25 protein-coding genes are annotated in these 26,242 nt (G+C 38.8%); 20 read left to right on the top strand and 5 right to left on the bottom strand.

All coding sequences use genetic code 11. The features are described 5' to 3' along the window. Window positions 1–96: 96 nt before the first annotated feature. From PL9631_RS09580 to PL9631_RS09510, 15 genes are all read left to right on the top strand, one after another. The gene (locus PL9631_RS09580; protein WP_083619444.1) at window positions 97–525 is read left to right on the top strand and encodes a hypothetical protein; all 429 of its coding nucleotides are present in this window, start codon (window positions 97–99) and stop codon (window positions 523–525) included. Window positions 526–889: 364 nt separating this feature from the next. Next, a complete protein-coding gene (locus PL9631_RS09575; protein ID WP_083619442.1) occupies window positions 890–1,225 on the top strand; it encodes an NADH-quinone oxidoreductase subunit K in 336 nt (111 codons plus the stop codon). After that, window positions 1,222–2,649 (top strand): cation:proton antiporter, encoded by a 1,428-nt coding sequence (locus tag PL9631_RS09570; RefSeq protein ID WP_083619440.1) that lies wholly within the window; start codon window positions 1,222–1,224, stop codon window positions 2,647–2,649. Before PL9631_RS09575 ends, PL9631_RS09570 begins: the two co-directional genes overlap by 4 nt. Beyond that, window positions 2,646–3,035: a Na+/H+ antiporter subunit E gene (locus tag PL9631_RS09565; protein ID WP_083619437.1), complete on the top strand. Its 390-nt coding sequence runs from the start codon at window positions 2,646–2,648 to the stop codon at window positions 3,033–3,035. Before PL9631_RS09570 ends, PL9631_RS09565 begins: the two co-directional genes overlap by 4 nt. Continuing rightward, window positions 3,032–3,289 (top strand): hypothetical protein, encoded by a 258-nt coding sequence (locus PL9631_RS09560; RefSeq protein ID WP_083619435.1) that lies wholly within the window; start codon window positions 3,032–3,034, stop codon window positions 3,287–3,289. Before PL9631_RS09565 ends, PL9631_RS09560 begins: the two co-directional genes overlap by 4 nt. After that, window positions 3,286–3,567 (top strand): monovalent cation/H(+) antiporter subunit G, encoded by a 282-nt coding sequence (locus tag PL9631_RS09555; protein WP_083619431.1) that lies wholly within the window; start codon window positions 3,286–3,288, stop codon window positions 3,565–3,567. Before PL9631_RS09560 ends, PL9631_RS09555 begins: the two co-directional genes overlap by 4 nt. Beyond that, a complete protein-coding gene (locus tag PL9631_RS09550) occupies window positions 3,557–4,081 on the top strand; it encodes a DUF4040 domain-containing protein (RefSeq protein ID WP_083619428.1) in 525 nt (174 codons plus the stop codon). Before PL9631_RS09555 ends, PL9631_RS09550 begins: the two co-directional genes overlap by 11 nt. Window positions 4,082–4,083: 2 nt before the next feature. Continuing rightward, a complete protein-coding gene (locus PL9631_RS09545; protein WP_083619426.1) occupies window positions 4,084–4,746 on the top strand; it encodes a Na(+)/H(+) antiporter subunit B in 663 nt (220 codons plus the stop codon). 189 nt (window positions 4,747–4,935) lie between these two features. Further along, entirely contained in the window at window positions 4,936–5,118 is a 183-nt protein-coding gene (locus PL9631_RS09540; protein ID WP_083619424.1) for a hypothetical protein, read from the top strand. A gap of 443 nt (window positions 5,119–5,561) precedes the next feature. Then, a complete protein-coding gene (locus tag PL9631_RS09535) occupies window positions 5,562–6,719 on the top strand; it encodes a HesA/MoeB/ThiF family protein (protein ID WP_083619421.1) in 1,158 nt (385 codons plus the stop codon). Between the two features lie 8 nt (window positions 6,720–6,727). Further along, a complete protein-coding gene (locus PL9631_RS09530; RefSeq protein ID WP_083619418.1) occupies window positions 6,728–6,982 on the top strand; it encodes a ubiquitin family protein in 255 nt (84 codons plus the stop codon). Window positions 6,983–6,984: 2 nt separating this feature from the next. Continuing rightward, complete coding sequence (locus PL9631_RS09525) at window positions 6,985–7,494, top strand: ubiquitin-conjugating enzyme E2 (protein WP_083619416.1); 510 nt, start codon at window positions 6,985–6,987, stop codon at window positions 7,492–7,494. Then, entirely contained in the window at window positions 7,491–8,261 is a 771-nt protein-coding gene (locus tag PL9631_RS09520) for a Mov34/MPN/PAD-1 family protein (protein WP_197046312.1), read from the top strand. The genes PL9631_RS09525 and PL9631_RS09520 overlap by 4 nt, the downstream gene beginning before the upstream one ends. A gap of 261 nt (window positions 8,262–8,522) precedes the next feature. After that, window positions 8,523–10,919: a tetratricopeptide repeat protein gene (locus tag PL9631_RS09515; RefSeq protein WP_083619413.1), complete on the top strand. Its 2,397-nt coding sequence runs from the start codon at window positions 8,523–8,525 to the stop codon at window positions 10,917–10,919. Between the two features lie 24 nt (window positions 10,920–10,943). Continuing rightward, complete coding sequence (locus PL9631_RS09510; protein WP_083619410.1) at window positions 10,944–11,642, top strand: hypothetical protein; 699 nt, start codon at window positions 10,944–10,946, stop codon at window positions 11,640–11,642. On the opposite strand, the gene PL9631_RS09505 is transcribed toward PL9631_RS09510, so the two are convergent. The 5 genes from PL9631_RS09505 to PL9631_RS09485 form a co-directional block, all read right to left on the bottom strand. Beyond that, window positions 11,621–11,758 carry a type II toxin-antitoxin system HicA family toxin gene (locus PL9631_RS09505; protein WP_156090494.1) on the bottom strand — a complete coding sequence of 46 codons (138 nt, stop codon included), beginning with the start codon at window positions 11,756–11,758 and terminating at the stop codon, window positions 11,621–11,623. The genes PL9631_RS09510 and PL9631_RS09505 overlap by 22 nt on opposite strands. After that, window positions 11,755–12,012 carry a type II toxin-antitoxin system HicB family antitoxin gene (locus tag PL9631_RS09500; RefSeq protein ID WP_083619407.1) on the bottom strand — a complete coding sequence of 86 codons (258 nt, stop codon included), beginning with the start codon at window positions 12,010–12,012 and terminating at the stop codon, window positions 11,755–11,757. Before PL9631_RS09500 ends, PL9631_RS09505 begins: the two co-directional genes overlap by 4 nt. 248 nt (window positions 12,013–12,260) lie before the next feature. Continuing rightward, window positions 12,261–13,553 (bottom strand): RNA polymerase sigma factor RpoD, encoded by a 1,293-nt coding sequence (gene rpoD / locus PL9631_RS09495; RefSeq protein WP_231516687.1) that lies wholly within the window; start codon window positions 13,551–13,553, stop codon window positions 12,261–12,263. 506 nt (window positions 13,554–14,059) lie between these two features. Then, complete coding sequence (locus PL9631_RS09490; RefSeq protein ID WP_083619403.1) at window positions 14,060–16,678, bottom strand: M1 family metallopeptidase; 2,619 nt, start codon at window positions 16,676–16,678, stop codon at window positions 14,060–14,062. Window positions 16,679–16,819: 141 nt separating this feature from the next. Next, complete coding sequence (locus PL9631_RS09485; RefSeq protein WP_197046310.1) at window positions 16,820–19,159, bottom strand: CHAT domain-containing protein; 2,340 nt, start codon at window positions 19,157–19,159, stop codon at window positions 16,820–16,822. 185 nt (window positions 19,160–19,344) lie between these two features. Between PL9631_RS09485 and PL9631_RS09480 the strand changes: the two genes are divergently transcribed. From PL9631_RS09480 to PL9631_RS09460, 5 genes are all read left to right on the top strand, one after another. Next, on the top strand, window positions 19,345–19,986 hold the full coding sequence (locus PL9631_RS09480; RefSeq protein WP_083619398.1) for a hypothetical protein: 642 nt from the start codon (window positions 19,345–19,347) through the stop codon (window positions 19,984–19,986). Between the two features lie 147 nt (window positions 19,987–20,133). Continuing rightward, on the top strand, window positions 20,134–21,063 hold the full coding sequence (locus tag PL9631_RS09475) for a DUF1822 family protein (protein ID WP_083619395.1): 930 nt from the start codon (window positions 20,134–20,136) through the stop codon (window positions 21,061–21,063). 88 nt (window positions 21,064–21,151) lie between these two features. Then, the gene (locus PL9631_RS09470; protein ID WP_083619392.1) at window positions 21,152–23,443 is read left to right on the top strand and encodes a CHASE2 domain-containing protein; all 2,292 of its coding nucleotides are present in this window, start codon (window positions 21,152–21,154) and stop codon (window positions 23,441–23,443) included. A 94-nt stretch (window positions 23,444–23,537) separates the two neighbouring features. Further along, window positions 23,538–24,278, top strand: coding sequence for a DUF928 domain-containing protein (locus PL9631_RS09465; protein WP_083619389.1), 741 nt, complete (start codon window positions 23,538–23,540; stop codon window positions 24,276–24,278). A 735-nt stretch (window positions 24,279–25,013) separates the two neighbouring features. Continuing rightward, the gene (locus PL9631_RS09460) at window positions 25,014–26,183 is read left to right on the top strand and encodes a pyridoxal phosphate-dependent aminotransferase (RefSeq protein WP_083619386.1); all 1,170 of its coding nucleotides are present in this window, start codon (window positions 25,014–25,016) and stop codon (window positions 26,181–26,183) included. The last annotated feature ends 59 nt before the right edge of the window (window positions 26,184–26,242 follow it).

The following is a 26,242-nucleotide window of genomic DNA, read 5'->3' as shown; positions in this document are numbered from 1 at the left end:
TGAAGGGTTAATTCGATCGCGCTATACTGGAATCCTGGTATAGCTGTTTTTTGCTATATTTTATATAAATTATTCAGAAAACTGGTTATCGGTGTCATGGAAGATTGGTCAAGAAGTATTGTAGAAGCGATAGAAACAACCATTTCTGAAATGGAGAAGTTTTTTACAGACGTGACTGAAGAATTGAACGAAATATTAGACGGACTCACCAAGATTTCGGAAGAAATTACCGATGAGGTACAAAATAAAATTCTTCCCGAACTGGATGAATATATCAATGATATCTTTGAACCGATTATTGATATTTATTTTGATCTGGATTTAGGTCTGGATTTAGATATCGATAGCGAAGGCGAACATTTTGATCCCTTTGTCACATATATTCAACCCACAGAAACCAAACACCCCGCTTGTCGAGGATGTCACCATTATCACGGACAAGTTTATGGGGGAAATTTATTAGTTTGTGGAATGCACCCGATGGGGTCGGAAACCGAAACTTGTCCAGATTGGGAAGGGGAATAGTCGCTAATCGGCATTGGTTTTTTCGGTGTTCTGATCTGAAATCTCATTGTAGATCAGAACTTACGCATCACCGCTATCAATAGTAGGGGTAATTCATGAATTACCCCTAAATCTAGGGTTACATCCCCACATTTGCGTAAGTCCCGGTAGATGCTAGGCAATGTGGTGGGCGGCTAAGTTTTCGCTCCCCCTGACCACAAACTGAATATCTGTGTTATTTTAATAGAGTTAAAACAAAAATGACTCGCTTTAATAGAGCCAGTCTCGATAAAAACCGGACTGTATCGATTTCAAGGTTAATCGATACTGACAACTTGTAATATCCAATTTCCCTTACCCATTCCCCATTACCTCGCTAATTCTCGTGTTAGAAGCCTTTGTCTTTGCCACCATACTATGCGGGTTTTTCGGAATTATCCTGAAAAAAAACCTGCTGATGAAGACGATCTCGATGGATGTCATGAGTACGGGTGTGATTAGCTACTATGTACTGGTCGCCTCCCGAGACGGTTTGTTCACTCCGATTCTTGCGGATACCGCCCATCCAAGTTACGCCGATCCCGTCCCCCAAGCGGTGATTTTAACAGCAATTGTGATCGGTCTTTCAATTCAGGCCTTAATGCTAGTCGGAGTCATGAAACTCGCCCAGGATAATCCCACCTTAGAAACTAACGAGATCGAGAAAAATAATACACCATGACAACTCTAGCCCTAGTTTGGATTGGACTGCCCTTTTTTCTGGGTTTTACAATTTATCTTCTCCCCCAACTGGATAAAGTTTTAGCACTAGGGATGGCAATTATTTCAATAGGATATGGGTTACAAACCTTACTGAATCCGTCTCCGTTGAATTTACAGTTACTCGATCATTTCGGGGTTAGCTTAATTATTGATCAACTCAGTGGCTATTTTATTTTAACCAATGGGCTAGTCACCGCAGCAGTGATCCTCTACTGCTGGCATACCAATAAAACCAGTTTTTTTTATACCCAAGTTACTCTGTTACACGGTAGCCTGAATGCCGCGTTTATCTGCGCGGATTTCATGAGTTTATATGTGGCATTAGAGGTAATTGGAATAGCCACCTTTTTGTTGATTGTGTATCCCCGATCTGATCGGTCAATTTGGGTAGGGTTGCGCTATTTGTTTGTTAGTAACGTCGCCCTGCTGTTTTATTTAGTCGGGGCGGTATTAGTCTATCAAACCCATCATTCCTTTGCCTTTACCGGTTTACAGGGTGTGCCACCCGAAGCCGTCGCCCTGATTTTTTTAGGACTATTAATCAAAGGAGGGATCTTTATCTCTGGGTTGTGGCTGCCCTTAACCCACTCGGAAGCAGAAACCCCCGTATCGGCTTTAATGTCTGGGGTGGTGGTCAAAGCCGGGGTATTTCCCTTGGTGCGTTTAGCCCTGATGATTAGTGAGATCGATCCCATTGTCCGTTTCTTTGGAGTCAGCACCGCCCTGCTGGGGGTGTCCTATGCCATGTTTGAAAAGGATACTAAGCGGATGCTGGCTTTTCATACCATTTCCCAATTAGGGTTTGTTTTAGCAGCACCGGAAGTGGGAGGATTTTATGCCCTCACCCACGGCTTAGTTAAATCCGCTTTATTTTTGATAGCGGGGACTTTACCGAGTCGGAATTTCTCAGAAATTAAACATCAGCCGATGAATACCCACCTCTGGATCGCGTTGGCGATCGCGAGTTTTTCCATATCGGGTTTCCCCCTATTGTCAGGTTTTGGGGCAAAGGTGTTAACCATGAAAAATCTTTTACCTTGGCAAGTGATCGGCATGAATATAGCCGCGTTGGGTACGGCCATCTCCTTTGCCAAATTTATCTTTTTACCTTTTGGGGGAGAGGATAAAGTCAGAAAAAGCTTTTGGCCAGGGATAATTCTACTCCTAGCGGGTTTGGTGGGCGCCAATATTGTCTACTATCAGGCTTATACCCTGGCTAATATTATCAAACCTCTGATCACGATTATTCTGGGTTGGTTAATCTATGTTTTCGGGATTCAACGGTTATCAATTAAACTCCCCCGGGTCATCGAACAATTTGAGCATTTGATGGGGGTCATGAGTCTGATGTTAATTCTTTTATTCTGGATGGTGTGGTCATGATCGGCTATCTGAATCTAATTTTACGGTTAGTAATTTGGTTTCTACTAACAGCCAATTTTAGCCTGACCAATATTATTATCGGGGTCGCAATTGCCTTGCTTTTACCCGGTTTGCGTAAAACGCCAACGGTGTTAACCGATTGGTTATGGGTTTTTTATGAAATTGTGATCGCCATTCCTCAAGCCTATGCTGAAGCCTTTGAAATGATCTTCCGTCCCCATAATTACGAGGAAATCACCCGGGAAGAAGTCAAACCTCGCCGGACACCGGGCTTGATTTTTTTAGATATCTTTTTGATTACCTTTACCCCAAAAACTATTGTTGTTAAATACCACGAAGACGGTTGGTATGCTGTCCATTGGGTACGACGGAGGAGAGCCAGATGAAATGGGTTTTGATTGCCATGATTATTGCCTTATTAATTCCCATATCAGAAGCCTGTTGGCAAGAGGATGATATTTGGGAGAAGATGTTAGCCTTTGCCAGTATTGCGACAAAGACATCGGTGATGATTTTAGTGATCTCAGTTTTACGAGATGACTGGATGATCGGGATTGTGGGAGTGATTATTCTCAGTGTTGGCAACGCCGGATTTATGTTACTAGCTCACCTTTTAAAAAGGATGAATGAACAACAATGATCGATTTATTTGGCTATTTTCTCATCGGTATAGGACTCCTATTTTGGTTTTGGGGAACCATTCCCTTAATGGGAAACCGATCCATTTTATTCAAACTCCATAGTCTTTCCGTCTCCGATACCCTAGGATCGATGGCTATTATCGCTGGGTTACTCTTGAAAATTCCTCGGGAATGGCCCTTACTGATTCTCGCCCTAATTTCCCTGGCGATCTGGAATACTATTTTGGGGTATGTGTTGGCTTACTGTTCGAGTAGCGAGGTCGATCATGGACGATAGCTATATTAAAATTATCACGGCCTTACTTCCCTTGGCGGCGGCGATGGTGGTATTGGAGGCAAACCCCTATCACGCTTTGATTGTGCGGGGGATATTAGGAGCGATCGCGGTCTTACTCTATACGGTTTTGGGTGCGCCAGATGTGGCCTTAACCGAGGCGTTAGTCGGAACCCTGTTAGCGATTACCCTCTACGCGGTGGCGGTGCGTTCCTCTCTGGTTGTGCGTTTGGGGGTGATTCAAGACCTAGGAAATGAGCCGATCCTAGATGAGTTTCGCAAAATTTTCAGCAAATATCATCTGCGGTTAGAGTTAATTTCCTATCAAGATCAAGACAGTTTACAACAGGCTTTAATCGATAAAGACATTCATCTCACCTGTATTCAAGCCGAACCCGCTCAACCCTATGAGACTCTTACCCGCATTCAGCGTTTATATGAGATCATGGAACCTCAATTTTCCGCATCTACAACTCGTTTAACCTATGTTAAAACACCACTATCGGGGGAAAAATAGTGATGAAATGGATTTATATCTTAGCCGGAATTCTGATTTATGCTAAGTTTTTAATTCTGCCCAATCCTGAATCTAGTGCATCAGTTTTGTCGGGGGTGGAATCAATTGTGAATGATAGCGGAATTCCTAATGCAGTCACAGCCATTATTCTCAGAAATCGACTCTACGATACGATTTTTGAGGTGGTGGTATTTACCATCGCCACCATGGGAGTCTATTTTCTCCTCGGCAATGAGAAACCCTTAGCCAGTATCCATCAGTTTAGTGATCAACCCTCAATTATTTTAGCCCGTTTGGGAGCGACAATTAGTGCTTTAGTCGGGATTGAATTAGCCATTAGGGGGCATTTGACTCCGGGGGGAGGTTTTGCGGCCGGAGTCGCTGGGGGAACCGCGATCGGTTTAATTGCAATTACTTCCTCCCCCGATTGGATGATGGGGATTTATCAGCGATATAGAGCTTCGTTCTGGGAGAAAATTTCGGTTTTAATCTTTATAGTTTTATCTCTGATGACTTTAGCGGGTTTGGAGTTACCCCCGGGACAATTTGGAGATCTATTCAGTGGCGGGGTAATTCCTGTATTGAATATTTTAGTCGGAATTAAGGTAGCCCTGGGCTCTTGGGCTGTGATTTTGTTATTTATTCGCTATCGGGGATTGTTTTGATACTTCAAACCCTCCCAGAGCTTGAAAAGCCCATTAAAGTTCTGTAATTTTACTGATTGACAGAATCATGCGTCCGATTGAGGTGATTACCTCTAAATTAGAATGAATAAAAAAATTTTTGAGAATTTGCGTAATTTTGTTTCTGGGTGGCTATAAGTCAGTATAGCTAATCATGAGGTATTACTGACCATGCGTTACAGTAGTTTAGGCCCCGGTGAAGACGGTTACGACAACAACGACCACGAATATAACTCCGACCGAGATGCTCAGGATAGTTACGATGATTACCGAGAACAAAACGACTTAGATCGGGAATTAGAAAGAGATTCAGAACGGGAGATGTGGGAGGGAAACGAATCAGATTCGGACTGATAGCGGCATCACCCCTGGGTTTTAGAGAGCTTATTTTAGCGAAATAGCTCGACTAACGAGGGGGTAGATTGAGCCTAAACATTAAAAAAGATGAAAGTTCCGTAATTTCACTGATTTACAAAATCATAGACAAGTTATAACCTTTAATATATGAGCGAACTGATGATAAATGCGATGTCCTGATTGTGGCGACCAAGCAATTCCGTAGTCACACCACTGGCGTATAGCTGAAATTCATCATCTACTACTCTGAGTTGCTATTTCTCCGCTACCTATTAATTTAATCCAAATATTACTGATAGTCCTCTCATCAGTTATTTCTCCCATAACCCCTAAATTGCAACGATTGATCTGGATTGAGATTTATTCCTTAATCGTCCCATTCATCGCTACTCGGTAAATTCCTCTATTTTAGGGGGACTATAAACTCTAACTTGGCTCTGATGGATTCATTTGTTATCGAAACTGAAGTTGAAAGCCGTTATGATCGGCATCATTTAATCGATTGGTGGCAACAAGAACGATTGAAATCTGCAAAGGTTTTAATTGCAGGAGCAGGTGCATTAGGAAATGAAGTTCTTAAAAACCTAGCCCTTGTTGGTGTTGGTAATATAACTATCATTGACTTTGATACTGTTTCTATTACCAACCTGACCCGTTCTGTTTTATTTCGAGAGTCTGATGTTGGATTGCCAAAAGTCGAAGTTGCACGTCAACGAGCTTTAGAAATTAATCCCGAATTATCTATCCAAACAATTTACGGAGATTTGGAATTTGATCTCAGTATTGGAGATGTCCGAAAACATGACATTATTATTGGCTGTTTAGATAGTGTAAATGCACGCTGGGCTATCAACCAAATGGCTTATCGCGCTGGAATTCCTTGGATTAATGGTGGTCTTGGTGTAGGAGAAGGAGAAGTTAGTTTTTTTGACCCTAAAACCGAGGCAGCCTGTTATGAATGCAGCATTTCTAATGCAATGTGGGAACGACGCAACCAACGTTATTCTTGCCAAGGAATGAAGCGGAATATTCCTGAAACCGCAATGCCAACCACTGCCACAATTGCTTCCATTGTTGGAGCGATGCAGGTACAGCAAGCCTTACTTTATTTACATGAACAACCGGGTTTTCTCAACCCTGGAGAAAAAGTCTTTTTAGGCTTAAATCCTTGGATGGTATTTAAAGTACAAATTCAACGCCAAGAAACTTGTATTGCTCATGATTTAGCTCTTGAACCTCAAGTTCAGATCGGTTATAATTCTAATCTGACAATTCAACAAATTCTTAGGCAGATTGAAGAATCTGGATTTCCAGAACCGATTCTCTCATTGCGAAAAGAAATCATTAGTACAATGCAATGCTTGAATTCAGAATGTGGTTATCAAGAGCGCGTTAATCTTCCTCTAAGTCGATATTCTGAATCTAAACTGGCTTGTCCTAAGTGTCACCAAGAAAGAAGTTTTGAAGTGATTCAGAATTTTTCACTACAGGAATGTGGAGAAGATTTAACCTTGGGAGAATTATGTCTACCAGAGAACGAGATACTACATTGCAAGACCTCGAAAGGTCAAATCGCAATTCAGTTTTGTCCAATTTAGGAGTTAGTATGTCTGATTCAATTTCTTTAGTAATTCGCTCGGCTGATCAAACTCGTAAAGCGTCTGTGACTTTGCCTAAAAATCTCAGCGTTGAAGAACTGGTTCAAGCTACGCAACAACGTTGGAACCTTCCCGGTAAAACCAGTTACGCTGTGCGTTTAGAAAGAACAGGCCAACAACTTGATCCAGGAACAACACTAGGAACAGTTGGGGTTATGGAAAATGATGTTCTCGAAGTTTATCCTATTTTAGAGGCAGGTTGATTATGGGAATTCGTGAAACACGCTTAGAAAATGACTTTAATGAAGTTTCACAACTGATTGCCAATTCAGGTGGAACTATTGCTTTAATTTCTAGCCAAGGTAAACCCGCTTATGAATATGTGATTGAATACCGATGCAAAGGAATTGAACGACTGCAAGGTAATGATCCAGTTTTCCGCACCAATCATCGAGTTAAAATTACTCTCAGCAATGACTATCCAAAAAATTCACCTTCTGCTGAGTTTTTAACCCCTATTTTTCACCCAAATGTTTATACAAACCAACGTGTTTGTCTGGGTTCCTATTGGACAATGGCAGAAAATCTTTCTGAATTAGTGATTCGGATTGGCAAAATTATCCAGTATTCCAAGGACGTTCTAAATTTGAATAGTCCTGCTAATCGTGATGCCAAAGACTGGGCTAATCGGAACCCTAACCGTTATCCGGTGGATAATCAAACCTTCAAAAGTGCTAAAAAGCCACAAGCTCAAATCGTTTGGAATGATGTATGAACTGGAGTACAACTTTCATTGAAAAACTAGAGAAAATATTGGCTTTTGTAAAAGCTATGATGGCAAAAAAAAATGATTCAGAACCCTTGGTTTTGCCTCAAGCACAAGAAAATTTAATGCCGGAAATGCTTGATCACGATGAATCAAATCCAGATGGATATAGTGTAGAAAAACAGGAGGTGATTAAATCTCAATCTGTGATTGAATGGGTAGAATCTGAGGATGTTTTTAAACCAACAGAAAAGCCAATTCAAGAATTTATACAAGAGCGCAATATTACTCCAGAATACCCTAAAGTTTATATTTTAGAAGATGCTCTAAAAAAGCTAAAAGAGCATTTACAAAGTAACTTAAGGGTTGAACAAGGGGGAATTTTATTTGGTAATGCTTACACTGATCCTACCTGTGGGATTTATGTGGAAGTAACAGCCGCTGTACCTGCACCCGCAACCATTGGAACTGGAGCATCTTTAGAATTTACACCAGATTCTTGGGTCGGAATTATGAACCACGCTAAAGCAACTCATCCAGAAGCAAATATTATTGGCTGGTATCATTCTCACCCTAATATTGGTGTATTTATGTCGGGAACAGATATGCGGACTCAACGCTCTTTTTTCCCCCATCCTTGGTGTTTATCCATTGTCTGTGATCCAGTACAAAATACAATTGGTTGCTTTTTAGGGGAAAAAGCTCAAAAAGTCCAACCTAATTTATTTAAGACTCAAGACACAAGACAAGAAGCCGTCAAATCCGATACCAATTAAGAGGAGATCACAACTTCAAAATCCCATAGATTGTTTTTGAGCTTTAGCTCTTACTAAATATCCTAAAGTTTAATAACAATCTATGAGAACAATATTATTATTTTTGAATCCCCCTAAAATTTTTAATCAAAATGAAATGGTTGTTAATTTTATTAGATAATTTTTATAAGTTAATAACCTAAAAAAAGTATTATAAACGTATTTTTAAATAAACAATTTATTTTTTATTTAACTACCAGACCAAACGGAAAAAATAGACCCATGAGTAATCAACAGACTAATAACACAGGAGTAACTTGCGGCTGTATATGTATAAGTTTAATCTGTTCATTTGTCTTTTTCTTGTGTTTATTCATTCCGCCCTTCTTGTGGTTTATTATTATTCCAATGGGTTTATTCTGGATTATATCTATTGGTAGATCTATTGGTAGTAATCAAGCATCTTCCAGCAATATAGAATCTGCTCCTCAGCCTTCTACTTCTCAAATGCAAAATCAACCCAATACTACAAGCTCGTCTTCTTCTACAACTGTAGATAGGCATGGTATTAGTTGGATAGAAAATCCCACATCTACAACATCGTCATCATCACAGACATCAAATCCTATTGTTGATCATGATTTTTTAAGAGGAAGTCAACACTTCTTTGATATTGATGAACTGTTGAGAAACTTAATTGGACAAAAAGATTTAGTCAGTCGAGAAGAATTTAAACCCGGAGAAACAATTTATCTTTGTGTTCGCTGTCAACTCGGCTATCATGAAGAAAGTTACCGATTTCTCAATAATAGATGTAATCAATGCGAAACAAATGATAAAACAAAAGCCTATACTTTACCCAAACAGCCGTCTTTTAACGACTATTATAATCAGGCAATTACTCTGGTTAACCAACAAAACTATCAGCAAGCTATTGAACAGTTTACAAGGGCATCAAGCCTTAATCCTAATCATTCTGATGCTTACGTTTGGCGAAGTTATGTTTATAATTCTCTAAAAAATTATGAGCAAGCTCTTAATGACTCTAACCAAGCAATTAGGCTGAATCCTAATGATGCTAGTGCTTATATTAACCGAGCATTTGCTCAGATAGAATTAGGAGAGTATCAACAAGCTATTGATGACTGTAAAAAAGCGATTAGACTTAATCCTAATCATGTTAATGCTCATCAACATCTAACTAATGCTAATAATCGTTTATTTGAGCAATGTTTTAATCATGGAAATACTCTGTTTAACCAAGAAAAATATCAGCAAGCTATTGAACAGTTTACTAGAGCATTAAGTCTTAAGCCTAATCATGGCAATGCTTATAATCACCGAGCAAATGCTTATAATTATCTAAAAAATTATGAGCAAGCTATTGACGACTGTAACCAAGCCATTAGGCTGAATCCTAATGATGCTAATGCTTATTGTAACCGAGCATTTGCTCAGATGGAATTAGGAGAGTATCAACAAGCTGTTGATGACTGTAAAGAAGCGATTAGACTTAATCCTAATCATGTTAATGCTCATCAACATCTAACTAATGCTAAGAATCGTTTATTTGATCAATATTTTAATCAGGGAATTACTCTGGTTAATCACAAAAAATATCAGCAAGCTATTGACAAATTCACTAGAGCATTAACCCTTAATCCTAATCATATTCAGGTTTATGGTTGGCGCAGAGATGCTTATATTCAATTAGGTCAATATCAGCAAGCAATAGAAGATTGTACCCAAATTATCAGCATTGATCCTCTTGATATTCCTGCTTATGTTAGACGAGGTTTTGCTCATCTGTCATTAGGAGAATATCAACAATCTCTTGAAGATAGTAATAGAGCTATTAGTCTTGGTTTTAATCAGACTACTGCTCATAGCTGGTTATCTCAAGCCTACGTTCAACAAGGTGATGCTCATCAGGCTTTAGAAATTCGAGCTAAACTAGATGCTTTACAGAATAAAGTAACCCAATCAAGCCAAGTTTCCCCAAAGATTTTAACATTCGATGAATTTTTGTGTTTAGATCGAATTGTTGAGAATCAAGAAAATACTGCTCAGGCTAACAAAATACTATGGGAAGATATTCCGAAAAATATTCAACTCAATGTTGAAATCGATAACTTTTCTGAAAAACAAGATGATAACCCATTTGAAATGGAATTTTTACCCCAGAAAATACCTGATATACTACTTGAATCTAATGAGCTTGATATTGATGCAAGTTATGATCCTTTTAAAATTGAAATTTTAATAGATCAAGTTCATGAAGATATTGAAATTCTATTTGAGGAGGCAGATCATGAAATTTCTACTATTGTTTTAGTACAAGAGCTACAATTAGCCAAAGAAAAATTACAAGCTACAGATTATGAAGCAGCGATTGAAAAATTTAATTTAGTTTTAAGATATAACCCTGATGAACTAGAAGCCTATTATCATCGAGGAATAGCTTATGCTGTATTAGGTTTATATTCAAATGCAATTCAAGATTTTAATACAACTATAGGGTTAAATAAATCCAATGCTGAGGCTTACTTTCAACGAGGTATGATCTACAAACAAACAGGAGATTATAAACAAGCTATTAGAGATTTTGAGTTTACTTTATTTTTTAAACCCAATCATTCTCTAGCTTACCAAAACAAAAAACAATTGATGAATCTTTAATTACCCAAAAACCAGGAGATCAACATGAAAAAATTCTACTGTATCGAACCGGATTTATGTATGAGTCAGCCAGAACTTATTATTCAAAGTTCCAAAGATATAGTTTTACCTAAATATCTTTATACACAACTTATTTATCTCAAAAATGGTAATTTTGCAAATGCAACCACAACTGCAACTCAAATACTGGATGTTTTGGAGGCGGAAGTCCATTCTAATGATTTAATTTTTAGAAACCTTAATAATGGAATCATCTATTTTATCAATGAAAAAATTTATGGCGATCAGTTGAATATCTTAAATATACCTTTGGATAATAATAACTTATTAGATTGTTATTTGTTAAGTTCACTGCATCTTGCGGAAATCCTTGAATCTCAAATAGTATTCCTGGCTAGTAGTCCAGAACTACGGAGAAAATGCCATTCCCTCAATATGGAAATAATGGTTGTAGAGGAATTATTTGTTGGGGGTGAAACTTGGTTTAAACCTGAATTGTTTTTACCGTTACAGGAGTCAACAGTACAACAGGAAGTAACTGTACCAGAAATTACCCAACAAGAATCTAATAACCGAGAATCAACCCTTAATAATATCGCTGAAATCCCATTTGTTATAACTGAACCAGAATCTCCCCAAGATAATTCTTTACCTTCTATTCAATGGCGAGACATCCCAATGCCGCCAAAACCTAATAATATTCAGTGGATAGATGTTATTTGAAATTCATAATCTCCCATGTTGGGATTGTACCATTTTCGATGAGAACCACCGCCTCGCCTTGAAATTTCTTGGCATCCCATTTGTTTTAATTTTTGTGCTACCTCTCTATATTTCATTTTATACCAATGGGAATTAAACTTTCTGTCCACAGGGTCATATCTTCTCCTATTGGCTTTAAAACAGCAGGTAAGGGTTGGTTTAAATCTTGATAGGCTTCAATTAAAACTTGTAAAGCATCGGATACATTAGGAATAACTTCTTCTAAAGTATCAGCTTCAGTAATTAAATTGGGCAAAAGAGGACAAGTAATTGTATAACCGCCTTCGGGTTGAGGTTCTAAAATTAAGGGGAGTTTATAAATGGCATTCATAAGTTATTAAACTTGCTTTGATTTGATTGTATCGCTGGTTAAGAAAAAAGTGGTTATCTTATATAAATAACAAAAATCTGCCGAAACCTTATATTTTTTAAAAGTCTGTTTCGGCAGGTTAATCCTTAACTGTGATGTTTCAATAAACGGGTTGATAAATTGCAGCCTGAGTTATCCTCAACGGAGGATAATTTTAAAATTGGTTTCTCAGAATCCAATTGTTTCAACCCGAACAAAAATAACAGCAATTAACGGATATACTCTTTCAAAATGCTATTGCGGTTAGGATGACGTAACTTTCTTAACGCTTTCGCCTCTATTTGACGAATCCGTTCACGGGTGACATTAAAAATCTGACCAATTTCTTCCAATGTCTTCATCCGACCATCATCTAGCCCATAACGCAGACGCAGTACATCTCTTTCCCTGGGACTGAGGGTATCTAATACATTTTCTAAGTCTTCTCGTAATAGATTCTTAGACACTTGATCTTCAGGAGTTTCGCCATCGGATTCAATAAAATCTCCTAAACGAGAATCTTCCTCTTTCCCAATCGGGGTTTCTAAAGAAATCGGAAGTTGAGCCGATTTAGCAATAAACCGTAACTTCTCGATGGTCATTTCCATACGAGTCGCTATTTCTTCTTCTGTGGGTTTGCGACCCATTTCTTGAGATAATAACTTGGTAGTTTTTTTAATCCGAGAAATGGTTTCATACAGGTGAACTGGAAGCCGAATAGTCCGAGATTGATCGGCGATCGCTCTAGTAATGGCTTGACGAATCCACCAGGTCGCATAAGTTGAAAATTTGTAACCTTTTTCGTGATCAAATTTCTCGGCGGCTCTAATTAATCCTAAACTGCCTTCTTGAATCAAGTCTTGGAAGGAAAGACCCCGATTCATATATTTTTTGGCGATGGAAACCACCAGTCTCAGGTTAGACTGTACCATCTTATCTTTGGCCCGACGGCCAATATAAAGACGGCGGCGGAATTCTGGTAGCCTCATTTCCACCGCGGTTGCCCATTCTTGCTCATTGGGTTCGCGGTCGTAATGTTCCATCAATTTTTCCCGAATTCGCTCTAGTTCGAGTAAGTCGGCAATTTTACGCGCGAGTTCAATTTCTTCATCTGCGCGCAATAAACGAATCCGACCGATTTCTTGCAGATAGAGACGAATCGAATCTTCCGTAAAGTGCTTTTTCTTAGTTTGGGTTCGACGGCGAGCTTTAGCTCCTTTTGCAGCTTTGCTCTCGTCATCTTCCTCCCCGATCACATCCTCTAAAGGTTCTTCTTCTTCTTCAATTAGATCATCTGCATCTGGTTCATCAATATCATCTAAATCGGTAATAGAGGATTTCTTTTTATTTTCAAGGCTATCAACTGGTTTCCCAGGTGGGGTAATGGCGGGTTTATTTTTATTGTCAGGGCTAACAACTTCTTTCTCCTGCATGATGATGGAGGATTTATTTTTATTGTCAGTGCTAACAACTTGTTTATCCGGTGGATGTGTGGTTGCGAGTCCGTTGTTACTTTGGGTCATGCCGCGTTCCTCATGCTCCTCAATTAGTAAAAATTAATTACAGAATAAAGATGTCTATTAATAGACTCCTGAACCAGTGACACACCGAATCCAGGTTTAAATATTTTACCCAGCGAGTTACTGAGTGAGTCATCGTAACCCACCTCAGTCCTAGCATAGTGAGGGCAAATATTCAAAGGTGATCATTGGATGACGCCAAGACCTTTTCGATTGTAGCCTTTTTGACAAAAATTGCACGGTTTGTCAAAAAAGAAATCCGATCATCGTTCATTCACCGACGGAGAATTGATCAAGTAGGGGGTCGAGTACAACTATCTAACCTGTTTGATTGTTCTTTCCTGTAAGTTAACTTAAATCTCCCCGTTTGGGACTCAATCAAACGTTAAATCACGTTAAGTTTTTGACGTCGTTAGGTTGAATCATTATTCAATATGGGGGAGATAAGTTCTACATAACGCCTCTACCCTTAGAGGGAGAGAAATTTATCGGGATCAGGAAATCAAGTTTTATTGCTTGCTGGATTTACTTTTTGCCTCTAAGGTTTCCAAACGACTCCTCAAATCTTGATTTTCCTTTTTCATTTTGTCGAGTTCCTCCCGCAGTTTTTTCAACGCTGGTTCAGAACCAATTTTTCCCTGAACAGTCTGAATTGCTTCTTCCGCCCGACGGCGAACTCGTCCATCTAGGGTTTGATCTGCTAAAGATTGCAGCACATCCATGGCTTTCGGGGTTTCCATCTGTTCTAGGGAGGCAACAACGGCCACTTGAGTCAGGAAAAAAGCCTCATTTGATAGTTCTTCCAACCGTTGTACAATTCGTTCGGTATTGGTGGGGGTTTGACCAGTGGAAATACTGCCTAAAGCCCGAATTGAAGTTAACCGCAAAGCCTGGGGAATACCGGGGGCGGTATATTTTAAAATCAGGTTTAAGGCATCTTCTGAGGTTTTCATTTTACTCAGTCCTGAAATTGCCCCGGAACGCACCACCTCATTCCAGCCTTCCCGTTCTTTCAGGACAGATTTTAACAGTTTAACGGTTTGTTCAACTAAATGTTTATCCTCCAGATGAGTTGCGGCAATTTCTCCCAGGGCGGCGGCGGTTGACGCTTCCACTAAATAACTCGGATCTCCTTTTTCTAAAAGGGGTTTTAAGACTTGATAACTTTCGGTGGTTTTTAGTTTGGCTAAACTATTAATCACTGCCCGTCTGACCCGGGCATCACTGTCATTTAACCCTTCAACTAATCCCGGGAAAACTTGATCTAATTTCACCCGCACAAGTTGTTTTGCCACTTCTACCCGTACCCCCCAAAAGCCATCATTTTTTAAAGCATTTGCTAGGGCTTTAACGGCTTCTAATCCGCCTTTTTTGGCTAAGGCTTTAGCGGCATAAATCCGAGAAATAGGATCAGGATCATGGTGTAATTGGGCTTTTAATTCCGCCACCGCATAATCCAAAGTTACGGTTTTGAGAATATTATTATTAACATCAAAACTAATAAAAGCGGGTTTTTCTTCTAAGGGAAAATAGAAGGTTTGTTCCTTTTCATGAACCTGCACGGTAAAGGTTTTAAGTTTTACCTCGGTTTCCGGGGATTTTTTCTCTGGTTTATAGCCGAAACCAATGGGAATTTTCAAATCAAACAGGTTTGTCTCGCTGAGTTTATCGCTATCTTTAGCTTGATTTTGTTTAATCGTAATTTTGGCTAATTTATTATGATTATCCCAACTATAAGATACTTTATAATCAGGATGTCCGCCCCGGAATACATATTGATCAAATAGGGGGAGTAAATTAGCTCCGGTTGATTTTTCCAGCGCCCGTAATAAATCAATAGTTTCTACGGTTTTATGAGCATTATCCTTAACAAAAGTTTGAATCGCTTTTTTAAAGAGTTCATCTCCTAATTCAGTTCTAATTAGATGATAAACACAAGCGCCTTTTTCATATAAATGGCGATCGTAAAGTTCAATTGCTTCCCGATAAATATGGGTGACAATGGGGCGACGGTAGCGAGAACTATCCTCGGAAAAATAGTTTCTGGCTTGATTTAAACGATAATAAGCCGCGTCGTCTTTGCCATATTCCTGTTCCGTCCATAATACCTCAGTATAGGTCGCCATGCCTTCTTTAATCCAGGCGTGTGACCAATGTTTAATTACCACTAAATCCCCGAACCATTGATGGGCTAATTCATGGGCAACTAAACTTTCTGTGTTACGATTATCTAGGTTGGCTCGTTCATCTAATAAACAGCGATCGGTTAATAGGGTTGTAGAGGTATTTTCCATCCCGCCAAAAATGAAATCATCTACACAAACTTGAGCATATTTAGGGTAGGGATAGGTATAACCAAAATATTCAGAGAAAAATCCAATCATTTTTGGAGTTTTTCCCATACTTCTTAGAGCATCTTCTTTGCGATTTTTCTCAAGATAATATAATACGGGGATTCCATTCCATTCGTCTTTAATTTCGGCAAAATCTCCCACCGCTAAAGTCATTAAATAAGTGGGATGCACTTGTTTTTGTGACCAATGATAAATTTTAGTTTTGCCTTTGGTTTCAGTATTAATTAATTCACCATTAGAAATAGCTAAATATTGTTTAGGAACTTGTACCCGAATTTCTGACGTCGCCAGTTGTCCGGGGTAGTCAAAGCAAGGGAACCAAAACCGAGAATCTTCATCCTCTCCCTGTGTCCAAACTTGAATCGGTTTGTTAGGATAATCTTTATTTGGACTAATAAAATAAAGTCCGCGTTGGGGATTGGTAACGGAATAATTAATGACAATTTTAATTAATTGATTGACGGTTGTGGGTTGATTCAGATAAATCTGTAATTGTTCGCCATCATAGTCAAATTCCTGCTGATTTTGCTCTATTTTTACGTCTTTTATTTCTAAGTTAACGGCATCTAAAGTTAAGGTTTCTATGCCACTTTTAATCGGATTCAAATGTAGGGTACAAGTTCCTTGAAAACTTTGATTAGGAATATCGAGAACTAAGTCCAGAAAAATATGTTCTACTTGACCCGGACGGTCAGGGTTATAGTGGGGACGAGCGCCAGGTAACTCAAAGGATTTGTGAGTATTGGTTTCTGGATCAAAGTAAAAATTCAGCATCGAGTACAATCAAGCTCAAGAATAAGGGATAATAAAACGCTAATGCGTATTGCTTTATTATATAGCCATAGCAATCCTATTTGAGTTATGTTTAAAATTCTTGAGCAAAAGGGAACAGGCAACAGGGAACAGGCAACAATATCAATCAGCTTGACCGATTATAATAAAACCTGCCCAATGTTTAGGTTGAGGATAATTTTTCATCGTGATTAACATTGCTTGGCGCAAGGCTTGGGCTTGATCATTGGTTTGTTGGAGTTGCTGATAAAATGTTTGCATTAATTCAAAGGTGGGAATATCGTCAACTTTCCAGAAAGAGACAATTAAACGGGGAACCCCAGCAGCGATTAAAGAACGAGATAACCCTAAAATTCCATCGCTGGTAATGCTTCCTGCTCCGGTATTACAAGCACTTAATACAACTAAATCAGCCGTTAAATTTAACCGGAGAATTTCCTCGGATGTGAGTAACCCATCATCGGATACTGAGGGGGAAAGGGCGATCGCACCGGGAATTCCAGACTCAGTTAAATCACTCAAGATTCCGTGGGTCGCTAGATGAATATAATGGGCATTTTCTATTAGTTGAATAACCTTAGATTCCGTGGCATTTTCCCCTAACAACGGTTCGGTTTCCATTAGTTTAGCAATTGCGATCGCTTCTTTCTCACTAGCCGGAAGTTGTTGTAAAAATTGAGGTTCTTCTCCGGGTAATAAAGCTACTTTCGGCATATTAGGATTACCGACAACTAAAGCGCTCTTTTCCCCATTTCTGGGCTGTTGTTTTTGTTGCTCTGCGGTTAATTGTAATAGTTGAATTGATGGAGCAGTTAAAATAGTATGATTTTGAATTAAATACTTTCCTTGTTCATCCACTAAAGCCGCAAAAGGAACTAATAATAAGTCTTGATGGGGAATAAAAATAATCCGATCCTGGGGATTTTTCGGTAATACATCCGCAATTGGGGCGATTAAAAGCTGGTATAATTTATTTAATTGTTTATTGGTTACATCATCTGCTATTAGCGCTGAAGTCCCTGAATCTAGGCTAACACGAGTTCCCCGAACGAGTTCATTTAGGGGAGGCAACGGTGGGAGTTCTTCTCGACTTAACATAGGCACGAGGTTATCTGTCTTTAAATTTGTTAAATCAACAGACCGAAACTGCACGCTACCATCGGGTTTAATCACCCAAATTAACAAGGTAGAGTTTTGCTTAAATTGATCAACAATAACTGAATATTCAACTAACGTGGCATTTTGGATTTTAGCAACTTTTTGAATATCCGAAAAATTAGGGGCTTTTACAGAAATTGATATTAATTTTTCCGGTGATATATTATTTTGCGCTACCAACTCAACAAACGCTCTGGCTCGACCGCGTTCGGCAACTTCTAAAGCTTTCTCAATTTGTTTTTGCTCAATTAAAACCTGTTGCAAAACGCCATAACTTTTTGAAAAAGTTTCTAAGAAAGAGACTTTATTGGCATCACTTAACCCGGGACGTAAAGACTCAACAATTGCCAGGGCAGAATAGAGAGTTTGAGTGGCTTCGTTCAATTTTCCCACTTCAAATTCAGCCACCCCTAAATTAATTAATGTCACCGCTTCTCCCCGTTTATCTGGGATTTTTCGGCGAACTTCTAAGGCTTTTTTATAAAACTCGAAAGCTTGGGGATATTGATTCTGAATCCGATAAATATAACCGATATTATTTAACGCTTGCCCAACCGCTTCTAAATCTCCGACTTTTTCCATTATCAGTAAGCCTTCTTGATATAATTTTAATGCTTGATTATAGTCTTTAAGCCGTTCATAAACTGCCCCTAAATTAATTATAGATTGACCAATTCCTTGAGCATCCTGTTCTGTTTTGGCTAATTTTAAAGATTGCTCAAAGGCAAGTTTGGCTTGTTCATATTCCCCTAAATAAATATAGGCTGTAGCGATATTATTAAAAATAATTCCTTCCGTCCAGGGATCATCTAGGGTTTTAATTACTGTTAAGGCTTGTTGAAAATAGGATAATGAGTTTCGATGCTGTCCTAAAACTCGATAAATCGAGCCTAAATTAGATAAAATATTAACTTCGCCAGACTTTTCTCCCAGTTTCTGAACTAATTTTAAAGATTGTTCAAATCCTTGAATTGCTTGGGGATATTGACTTAAACTTAGATAAGCAGTAGCTTGATTATTTAAAGCTACACTAATACCCGCCTCATCGTTTAATTGTTGATAAATTTTCAAGGCTTTTGTAGAGGTTTCTAATGCTAAATTATTAGCACCTTTATTCCGATAAACTAGGGCTAAATCATTGAGAGTTGCGGCTTCTAAAAATTGATTGTTTTGTTGTTTTGCGATTACCAATAATTTCTCTAATATAACAATAGCTTGGGTGAAATTTCCTTGATCAATCTGTTCGTATGCCCTATCATACATCTGATCTAATTCAGCATGGGACTGAGCGAATGCTAAAGGCATGATCAAACCCCATTGTAATTGTATCAATAATGTAACCGCACCCATTCCCCAAGAGCAAGTCTTTAGTCCCATAACGTTTATAATCAAAAAATAGCTACTTTATTTGATAGAATTTTAACTTATATTGGGACTCCCCTACTATTTCATCAAAACAAAGTTAATCCTAAATCTAAACTAAAATCGAAATGACTGGACTTGATGAACAACTGCGTCAATTAACTACTGAAACTTGCAAACATTCTCCCACAAGTGTAGAACGTCGCAAGGGTTTTACCCAAATTATTCGCCTCATCCAAAAATCCGGTAAATTGTGGCACGAGTCCACCCTAGACTACGAAGACGCATGGCAACATACCATGACTTTTTTGTATCTAAATCTTTGTGAAGCGACTACAGCGGCGCAGTATGACCCAGCCCGAGCGAGTATAATCACCTGGCTAAATGTTTATCTAAAAGGACGGTTAAAAGACTGTTATCGAAAACAGCAACAACGGCAATATCGTTATATTTCTATTGATATTCCCCTGTGTGAAAATATTAATTTGATCGATACATTAGAAGCACCCCCCGATATTCCGCCGATGTTAGAAGAAGTTCGTCACTGGGCACAAACCGATGCCACTGGAGAGTTGCGCAATACTCACGTTCGCGGGCGTCCCGACATCACCTGTCAATTGTTAATTTTAAGTCGCCTCCCACCCGAAACCCAGTGGCAGGAACTCGCGAGAGAGCTAGGAGTTCCACTGAGTACCTTAAATAATTTTTATGAGCGAAAATGTCGTAAGATTTTGCGTAATTTTGCCCGGTCACAGGGATATCTTGAATAGTAGGCAGGAAAGAGAAATTGCTTCTGCATTAATTTTGGCAAATCACTTGAAGCACCCAAACATAATTATTTACATATTTCTAATTCCCTGTTCCCTGTTCACTTTTTTAACTCGGTAATTTATTTTGCACAAGCACTTAAAAAAATTATGATTAATCAACGTTTTAATTTAGAAGATTACAGTTTACAGATTATCATATCCCAAGAAGCCAGGGATATTGCCACACAATTTGCCCTACGACATCCCAAAGGAGGTAAGCGAGAACAGGTTTATCTCAATACCTTAGCTGTTTGGGGAGTTAATTGTTATTTAGAATGGATGCAAATTGCCACGGAATTAGAGGCGAGTGATAGTTGGAACCCTATTATTCAACTCTGTGCAAATGTGGCAGATTTGCAAATAACAGGAGTGGGACGTTTAGAATGTCGTCCAGTGCGGGAAGGAGAACAAACGGTGAGCATTCCCCCAGAGGTCACAATTGACCGTATTGGATATGTGGTGGTGCGGATTTTTGATACTTTGAAAACAGCAGAAATTTTAGGCTTTATCCAAAGTATTACTCAGGAAATTTTACCACTGGAACAGTTACAACCCATCGAAGGATTATTAGTTCACTTAAATTCACCTCAACGGGCAGAATTTAAAACTCCTGTGCGATTAAGTTTATGGTTAATCGATGAATGGACAGGACTTTGGCAGTCGGTTTCTCGACAACCCGCTTTAGGATTAAGAAGTTCATCTCGTAGTGATCAGGAGTTTATTCAGGGGGCAAAATTAATTGATTTAAAAATGCAGTTGGGGAGTCAATCTATTGTATTGTGGATAGCATTAACCCCAGAAACAGAAGGACAAATTGCGGTTAGGGTGCGGTTATATCCTGTCCCCCAAGACCGTTATTTACCTCCCAATGTGCAACTAATTTTATTATCAGAAATAGGTGATATTTTATCAGAAGTTCAATCCCGTTTACAGGATAATTATATGCAACTGCCTCGGTTTCGAGGAATGCCAGAAGAACAATTTAGTATTACCGTCCGTTTATCTGAGGCATCTGTTACAGAAACATTTATTTTTTAATATGAAATTCCTTAATGTTTGCTACATATTTCCATGTAGAGATGTTGCATACAAAGTCTCTACATGGCGCATCTATACTTAATAAAACATGACAGAAAAAATTGTAATCATTGATTTAGGAAAAGGTTCATTAACGGCTGGATTTCCTTTAGTAACAGCACGACTATCGGATTTAGAAAATCCCCGTCCGATTAAAATAACGGGTTGTTTACCAGCCGCACCAGAATTGATCAGTTTTTATCAATGTTGGCGGTTTATTTATCAAGAAATCTATCACACTTTAGGCATTCCATCTCGAATTGAATTAGAACAAGAAGATATTACCCATGTTTCTGAAGTCGAACTTCAGGAAATCTGTACCCAATATATTCATCAGTTTAATCAATGGCTTAATTTTGCCGAATTTCGCACCATTGATCAACAGTTACGTTCGGCGTTACAACCCACTGATGAAATTCAAATTATTTTAGAAACCTCGGATTTTCAAGTCCGACATTTACCCTGGCAATTATGGCATTTTTTTCACGATTATCCCCGCGCAGAATTAGCCCTCAGTCAGCCCCAATACACTCGCAAAACCTCCGTATCCGTCCAAGGTTCCAAAATCAGAATTTTAGCTATTTTAGGGAATAAAACGGGAATTGATATTGCAGAAGATCAAAAGATTTTAACCGCTTTACCCCAAACAGAAACATTTTTTTTAATCGAACCTAATCCACAACAACTAGATCAGGCTTTATGGGATAGTAAAGGTTGGGATATTATGTTTTTTGCCGGACATAGTGACAGTCAAGACCAGGAAAGATCGGGAACTTTTAAAATTAATCATCAAGATAAAGTCTCTATTAAAACCTTATTGCCTGCGTTTAAAAAAGCGATTGAAAACGGGTTACAAATTGCTATTTTTAATTCCTGTGATGGTTTGGGTTTAGCCACGGAACTCGCCCAATTAAATATTCCCCAAACAATTGTTATGCGCGAACCTGTGCCTGATGTTGTGGCACAGACTTTTTTAAAACATTTTTTACAGGAATTTTCTCAAGGTCAATCTTTATATTTAGCAGTGCGACAAGCGAGAGAACGGTTATACATCTTAGAAAATCGCTTTCCCTGTGGCAGTTGGTTGCCTGTTATTTGTCAAAATCCGGCTATTGTTTCTGTCAGTTGGCAAGAGTTAAAACGTCGTAAAAATCTGCATCAATTACCAAGTTTTGAGTTAAATAAAATTAAGAAAATCGGATTGATCAGTTTAAGTATTACTCTTTTAATCTGTTTAATTCGTCAGGGAGGATGGTTACAATTTTGGGAGTTAAAAGCTTATGATGGGATGATGCGATCGCGCCCTATCGAAAGACAAGATAATCGTTTATTGTTAGTAACAGCTTCAGAAGCAGATATTCAAACCTTGGGTGCTTGGCCAGTTTCCGATCAAATTCTCACTGAATTTTTACAAAAACTTGCCCAATATCAACCCCGAACCATTGGATTAAATTTTTATCGAGATCTGCCCGTTGAACCGGGATATCAAAGATTAATTAATCAATTTAAAACCCAAAATAATCTATTTTTAATTTGTAAAAAACCAGATAAAAATGATTCTGGTATGGCTGCTCCGCCCGATGCTCCCCTTTTGCAAGTTGGATTTAATGATGTGATGAAAGATTTTGATCAAATTTTGCGCCGTCAACTTTTATTTATTAGTAATTCTCAAGGATGTCAAACCAAACGTTCTTTAGCAATTCAACTCGCCTTTCATTATCTAAAACAACAAGGAATTAAACCCCAAAACCTGCCACCAAATCAAATTAAATTGGGTAATCTGATTTTAAAACCGATGAAATCTGATATTGGATTTTATCCAAAATCGGATGGAAAAGGATATCAAATCATGCTAAACTATAGATTATCAGAACCCATTGCCCCAGAAGTAACCTTTAGACAAATTCTGAATGGCGAAGTTGATCCCAATTTAATTAAAGATAAATTAGTTTTAGTCGGTGTTAATAGCATCAGCGTTAAAGATGAAGGTCATCGCACTCCCTACAGCCCAGATCAAGAAGTGCGAGGATTCATGATTCAGGCGCAAATGGTGAGTCATCTTCTATCTGCGGTTTTAGATCATCGTCCATTGTTACAAGTCGGGTCAAAATGGACAGATGCACTCTGGATCGGGTTGTGGACGCTGTTAGGGGGGGTTTCGGCTATGTTTATAAGCGATCGCGGAATTATAATCACCTTGGCAACCACAGCCGCCGTCTTCTGCGCGGTGTCTTGGGGGTTGTTTTTGGGGGCGATTTGGACTCCTGTGGTTCCAGCGTTATTGGGGTTGGTGGGGGCGGGGGTTTGGGTGTGGCGATTACAGTTGAATAAAAAAATCTAAAAATTGCGTAAAACCTGTGTTGTTGGTCAATAAAGATATTAAGGTAGATTCAATTCCACCAATTACTAAAAAATACAGGATTTTACTCTCATCCATGAAGCACCTGAAGTTATTTTTATTATTCGTTTTAGCCGGAATTTTAATCCCATTAAATTCAACAAAATCCGGCGTTGCCCAACACCCTTCATATTCTCAAAAAGTCGCCGTTGAATTTCAAGATCCAAATCCAGATGCACCGAATGAAGATCGTCAAGGTTCTTCCAGTCGCACCAATTGTCCGGCGGTTTCTAAACCCTTAACGGCACTAATTCCTAAATCTAATATGGGGTTAACCTTATCAGGATATCCCACATTTATAGTTTATGTTCCTTACAGTTCAAATCCCGTTAGAGAGGTAGAATTTGTTTTATTAGATGAAGAAGATAATAAAATTTTTCAGCAGAAAATGCCTTTGACGGGAACCCCTGGAATTGTCAAATTTAAGTTACCTCCATCCGCACCGATGTTAGAAGTGGGTAAAAAATACCGTTGGCGATTTTTCTATCAGTGTAATCCTAGATTGCGGGCTGAGGATGATGGAGTTGAAGGAGCGATCGCCCGAATTAACCCCAGTGAAACCTTAATTCGTCAGTTAGAAACCGCCACCACACCCCTAGAAAAAATTCAAGTCTATGCTCAAAACGGATTATGGTATGAAACCTTAACTTTATTAGCACTATTGCGACAGGAAAAACCTCAAGATCCACAGGTTTTACAGGAGTGGAAAGAGTTATTAAATTCTATTGGGTTAGAAAGTTTAGCCGATGAACCCCTGAGTCCTTGTTGCAAACCCTAGAAACCGGGTTTCTTCTCCCCCACTCAAATAGTCCTGTTCATTAGATATTTGAGTTTGACGGAGTGGAGTATGATTGCGTGGCCACCACCTGTCCGCATCGCATCTCAACAGCAGCAGAGTAGGAGTGCGATCGTGTAGCCACCACCTGGGACGACATTGCGCCTCAACAGCAGAGAGGGTGAGTGATAATTGAATCTAAAATTTGAATAAAATGTTAGATATTACAGAAATTTTGGGTAAACGGTCTTAAAAATAACGTTAAATTATTAAATTAGATCAGGAAAAATAGAGGTTTGATTAAACATTTATATAACCTGATATAGCAATTTCCAAGCTAGTGAGGTACAATCAGAAAATGATAACTAACTAATCCAGAAAAAAAGATCAAAGCCTATTCTGTTAAGATCAGATAAAAACTAAAAAATTATAGATATTTATACTGAAAATCATCTGTTTTACTTATTGTTGTCACCGTACCTCACTAAACCAGCAAATACTATAAAGTGTTGAGTTAACTTGTCCAATTACGGAAACCAGAAGTTGATCAAAATTTCTGATTTTCTTAATATTTAATCCTAAATAATCACTCCTTAACCTCAACAGATTAAGATTTGTGGTAGAAAAACCGTATCAATTCTAATATAATGTTATCATCCTGTAACAAATGGGTTGCCACGATGCAATCCCCCTCCTAAGATCTAAAGATTGAAACAGAAAATCAGAGATTATTAAAATATGAAGCTAGCAGCGCGAGTAGAAAAAGTTCCACCGTCTGTAACGCTGGCGATCTCAGCGAAGGCAAAAGCAATGAAAGCTGAGGGGATGGATGTCTTAAATTTTAGCGTAGGCGAACCGGACTTCGATACCCCGAAACATATTGTTGCTGCGGCGAAAAAAGCCTTGGATGAAGGTAAAACTCGCTATGGCCCAGCAGCAGGGGAACCCCTGTTACGCTCCTTAATTGCTCAAACCTTAAGTAAAGAAACAGGTTTAGACTATAAAAGTGACAATATTATTGTTACTAATGGCGGCAAACATTCCCTCTATAATTTGATGGTGGCGGTGATTGATCCCGGGGATGAAGTGATTATTCCCTCTCCCTATTGGTTAAGTTATCCTGAAATGGTAAAACTGGTAGAAGGGATTCCGGTTATTGTGCCAACGGGTGCAGAAACGGGTTATAAAATTACCCCGGAAATGTTACGGCAAACTATTACACCCAAGACCAAACTTTTTGTTTTAAATTCGCCTTCTAACCCGACGGGAATGGTCTATACCCCAGAGGAAATTCACGCTTTAGCTGAGGTAGTTGTGGAAGCGGGTATTTTAGTAGTTTCGGATGAAATTTATTCTAAAATTATTTATGATGATGCTCAACATTTAAGTATTGCCGCCGCTAATCCCGAAAGCTATAAATACACTTTAATTAGTAGTGGTTTTGCTAAATCCTTTGCCATGACGGGCTGGCGTTTGGGATATTTAGCGGGGGATATAGATATTATTAAAGCCACCACCCGCGTACAAAGTCATAGTACCTCTAATGTTTGTACCTTTGCTCAATATGGGGCGATCGCAGCTTTAGAAAATTCGTTAGATTGTGTAGAAGAAATGCGTTTAGCTTTTGCAAATCGGCGAGAAGTAATGTTCAAGTTATTAAATGCAATTCAGGGGATTAGTTGTCTCAAACCCGATGGAGCATTTTATATGTACATTAATATTGACCAAACCGGTTTAAATTCCGTTGACTTCTGTAATTTATTACTAGAAGAAAAACACTTAGCCGCCGTACCCGGTCACGCTTTTGGCAATGATGATCATATTCGTTTATCCTACGCAACGGATTTAATTACGATTGAAAAAGGCATCAAACGTTTAGAGGAATTTGTTCAATCTAAAATTGGGTAATAGGGAACAGGGGGAGCAGGGGGAGTAGGGGGAGCAGGGGAGGCAGGGGAGGCAGGGGG

This window comes from Planktothrix paucivesiculata PCC 9631 (assembly GCF_900009265.2).
In the GTDB taxonomy this organism is placed as follows: domain Bacteria; phylum Cyanobacteriota; class Cyanobacteriia; order Cyanobacteriales; family Microcoleaceae; genus Planktothrix; species Planktothrix paucivesiculata.
Note: the sequence above shows the minus strand (reverse complement) of the source record. Positions and strands in the feature narration are given on the sequence as shown.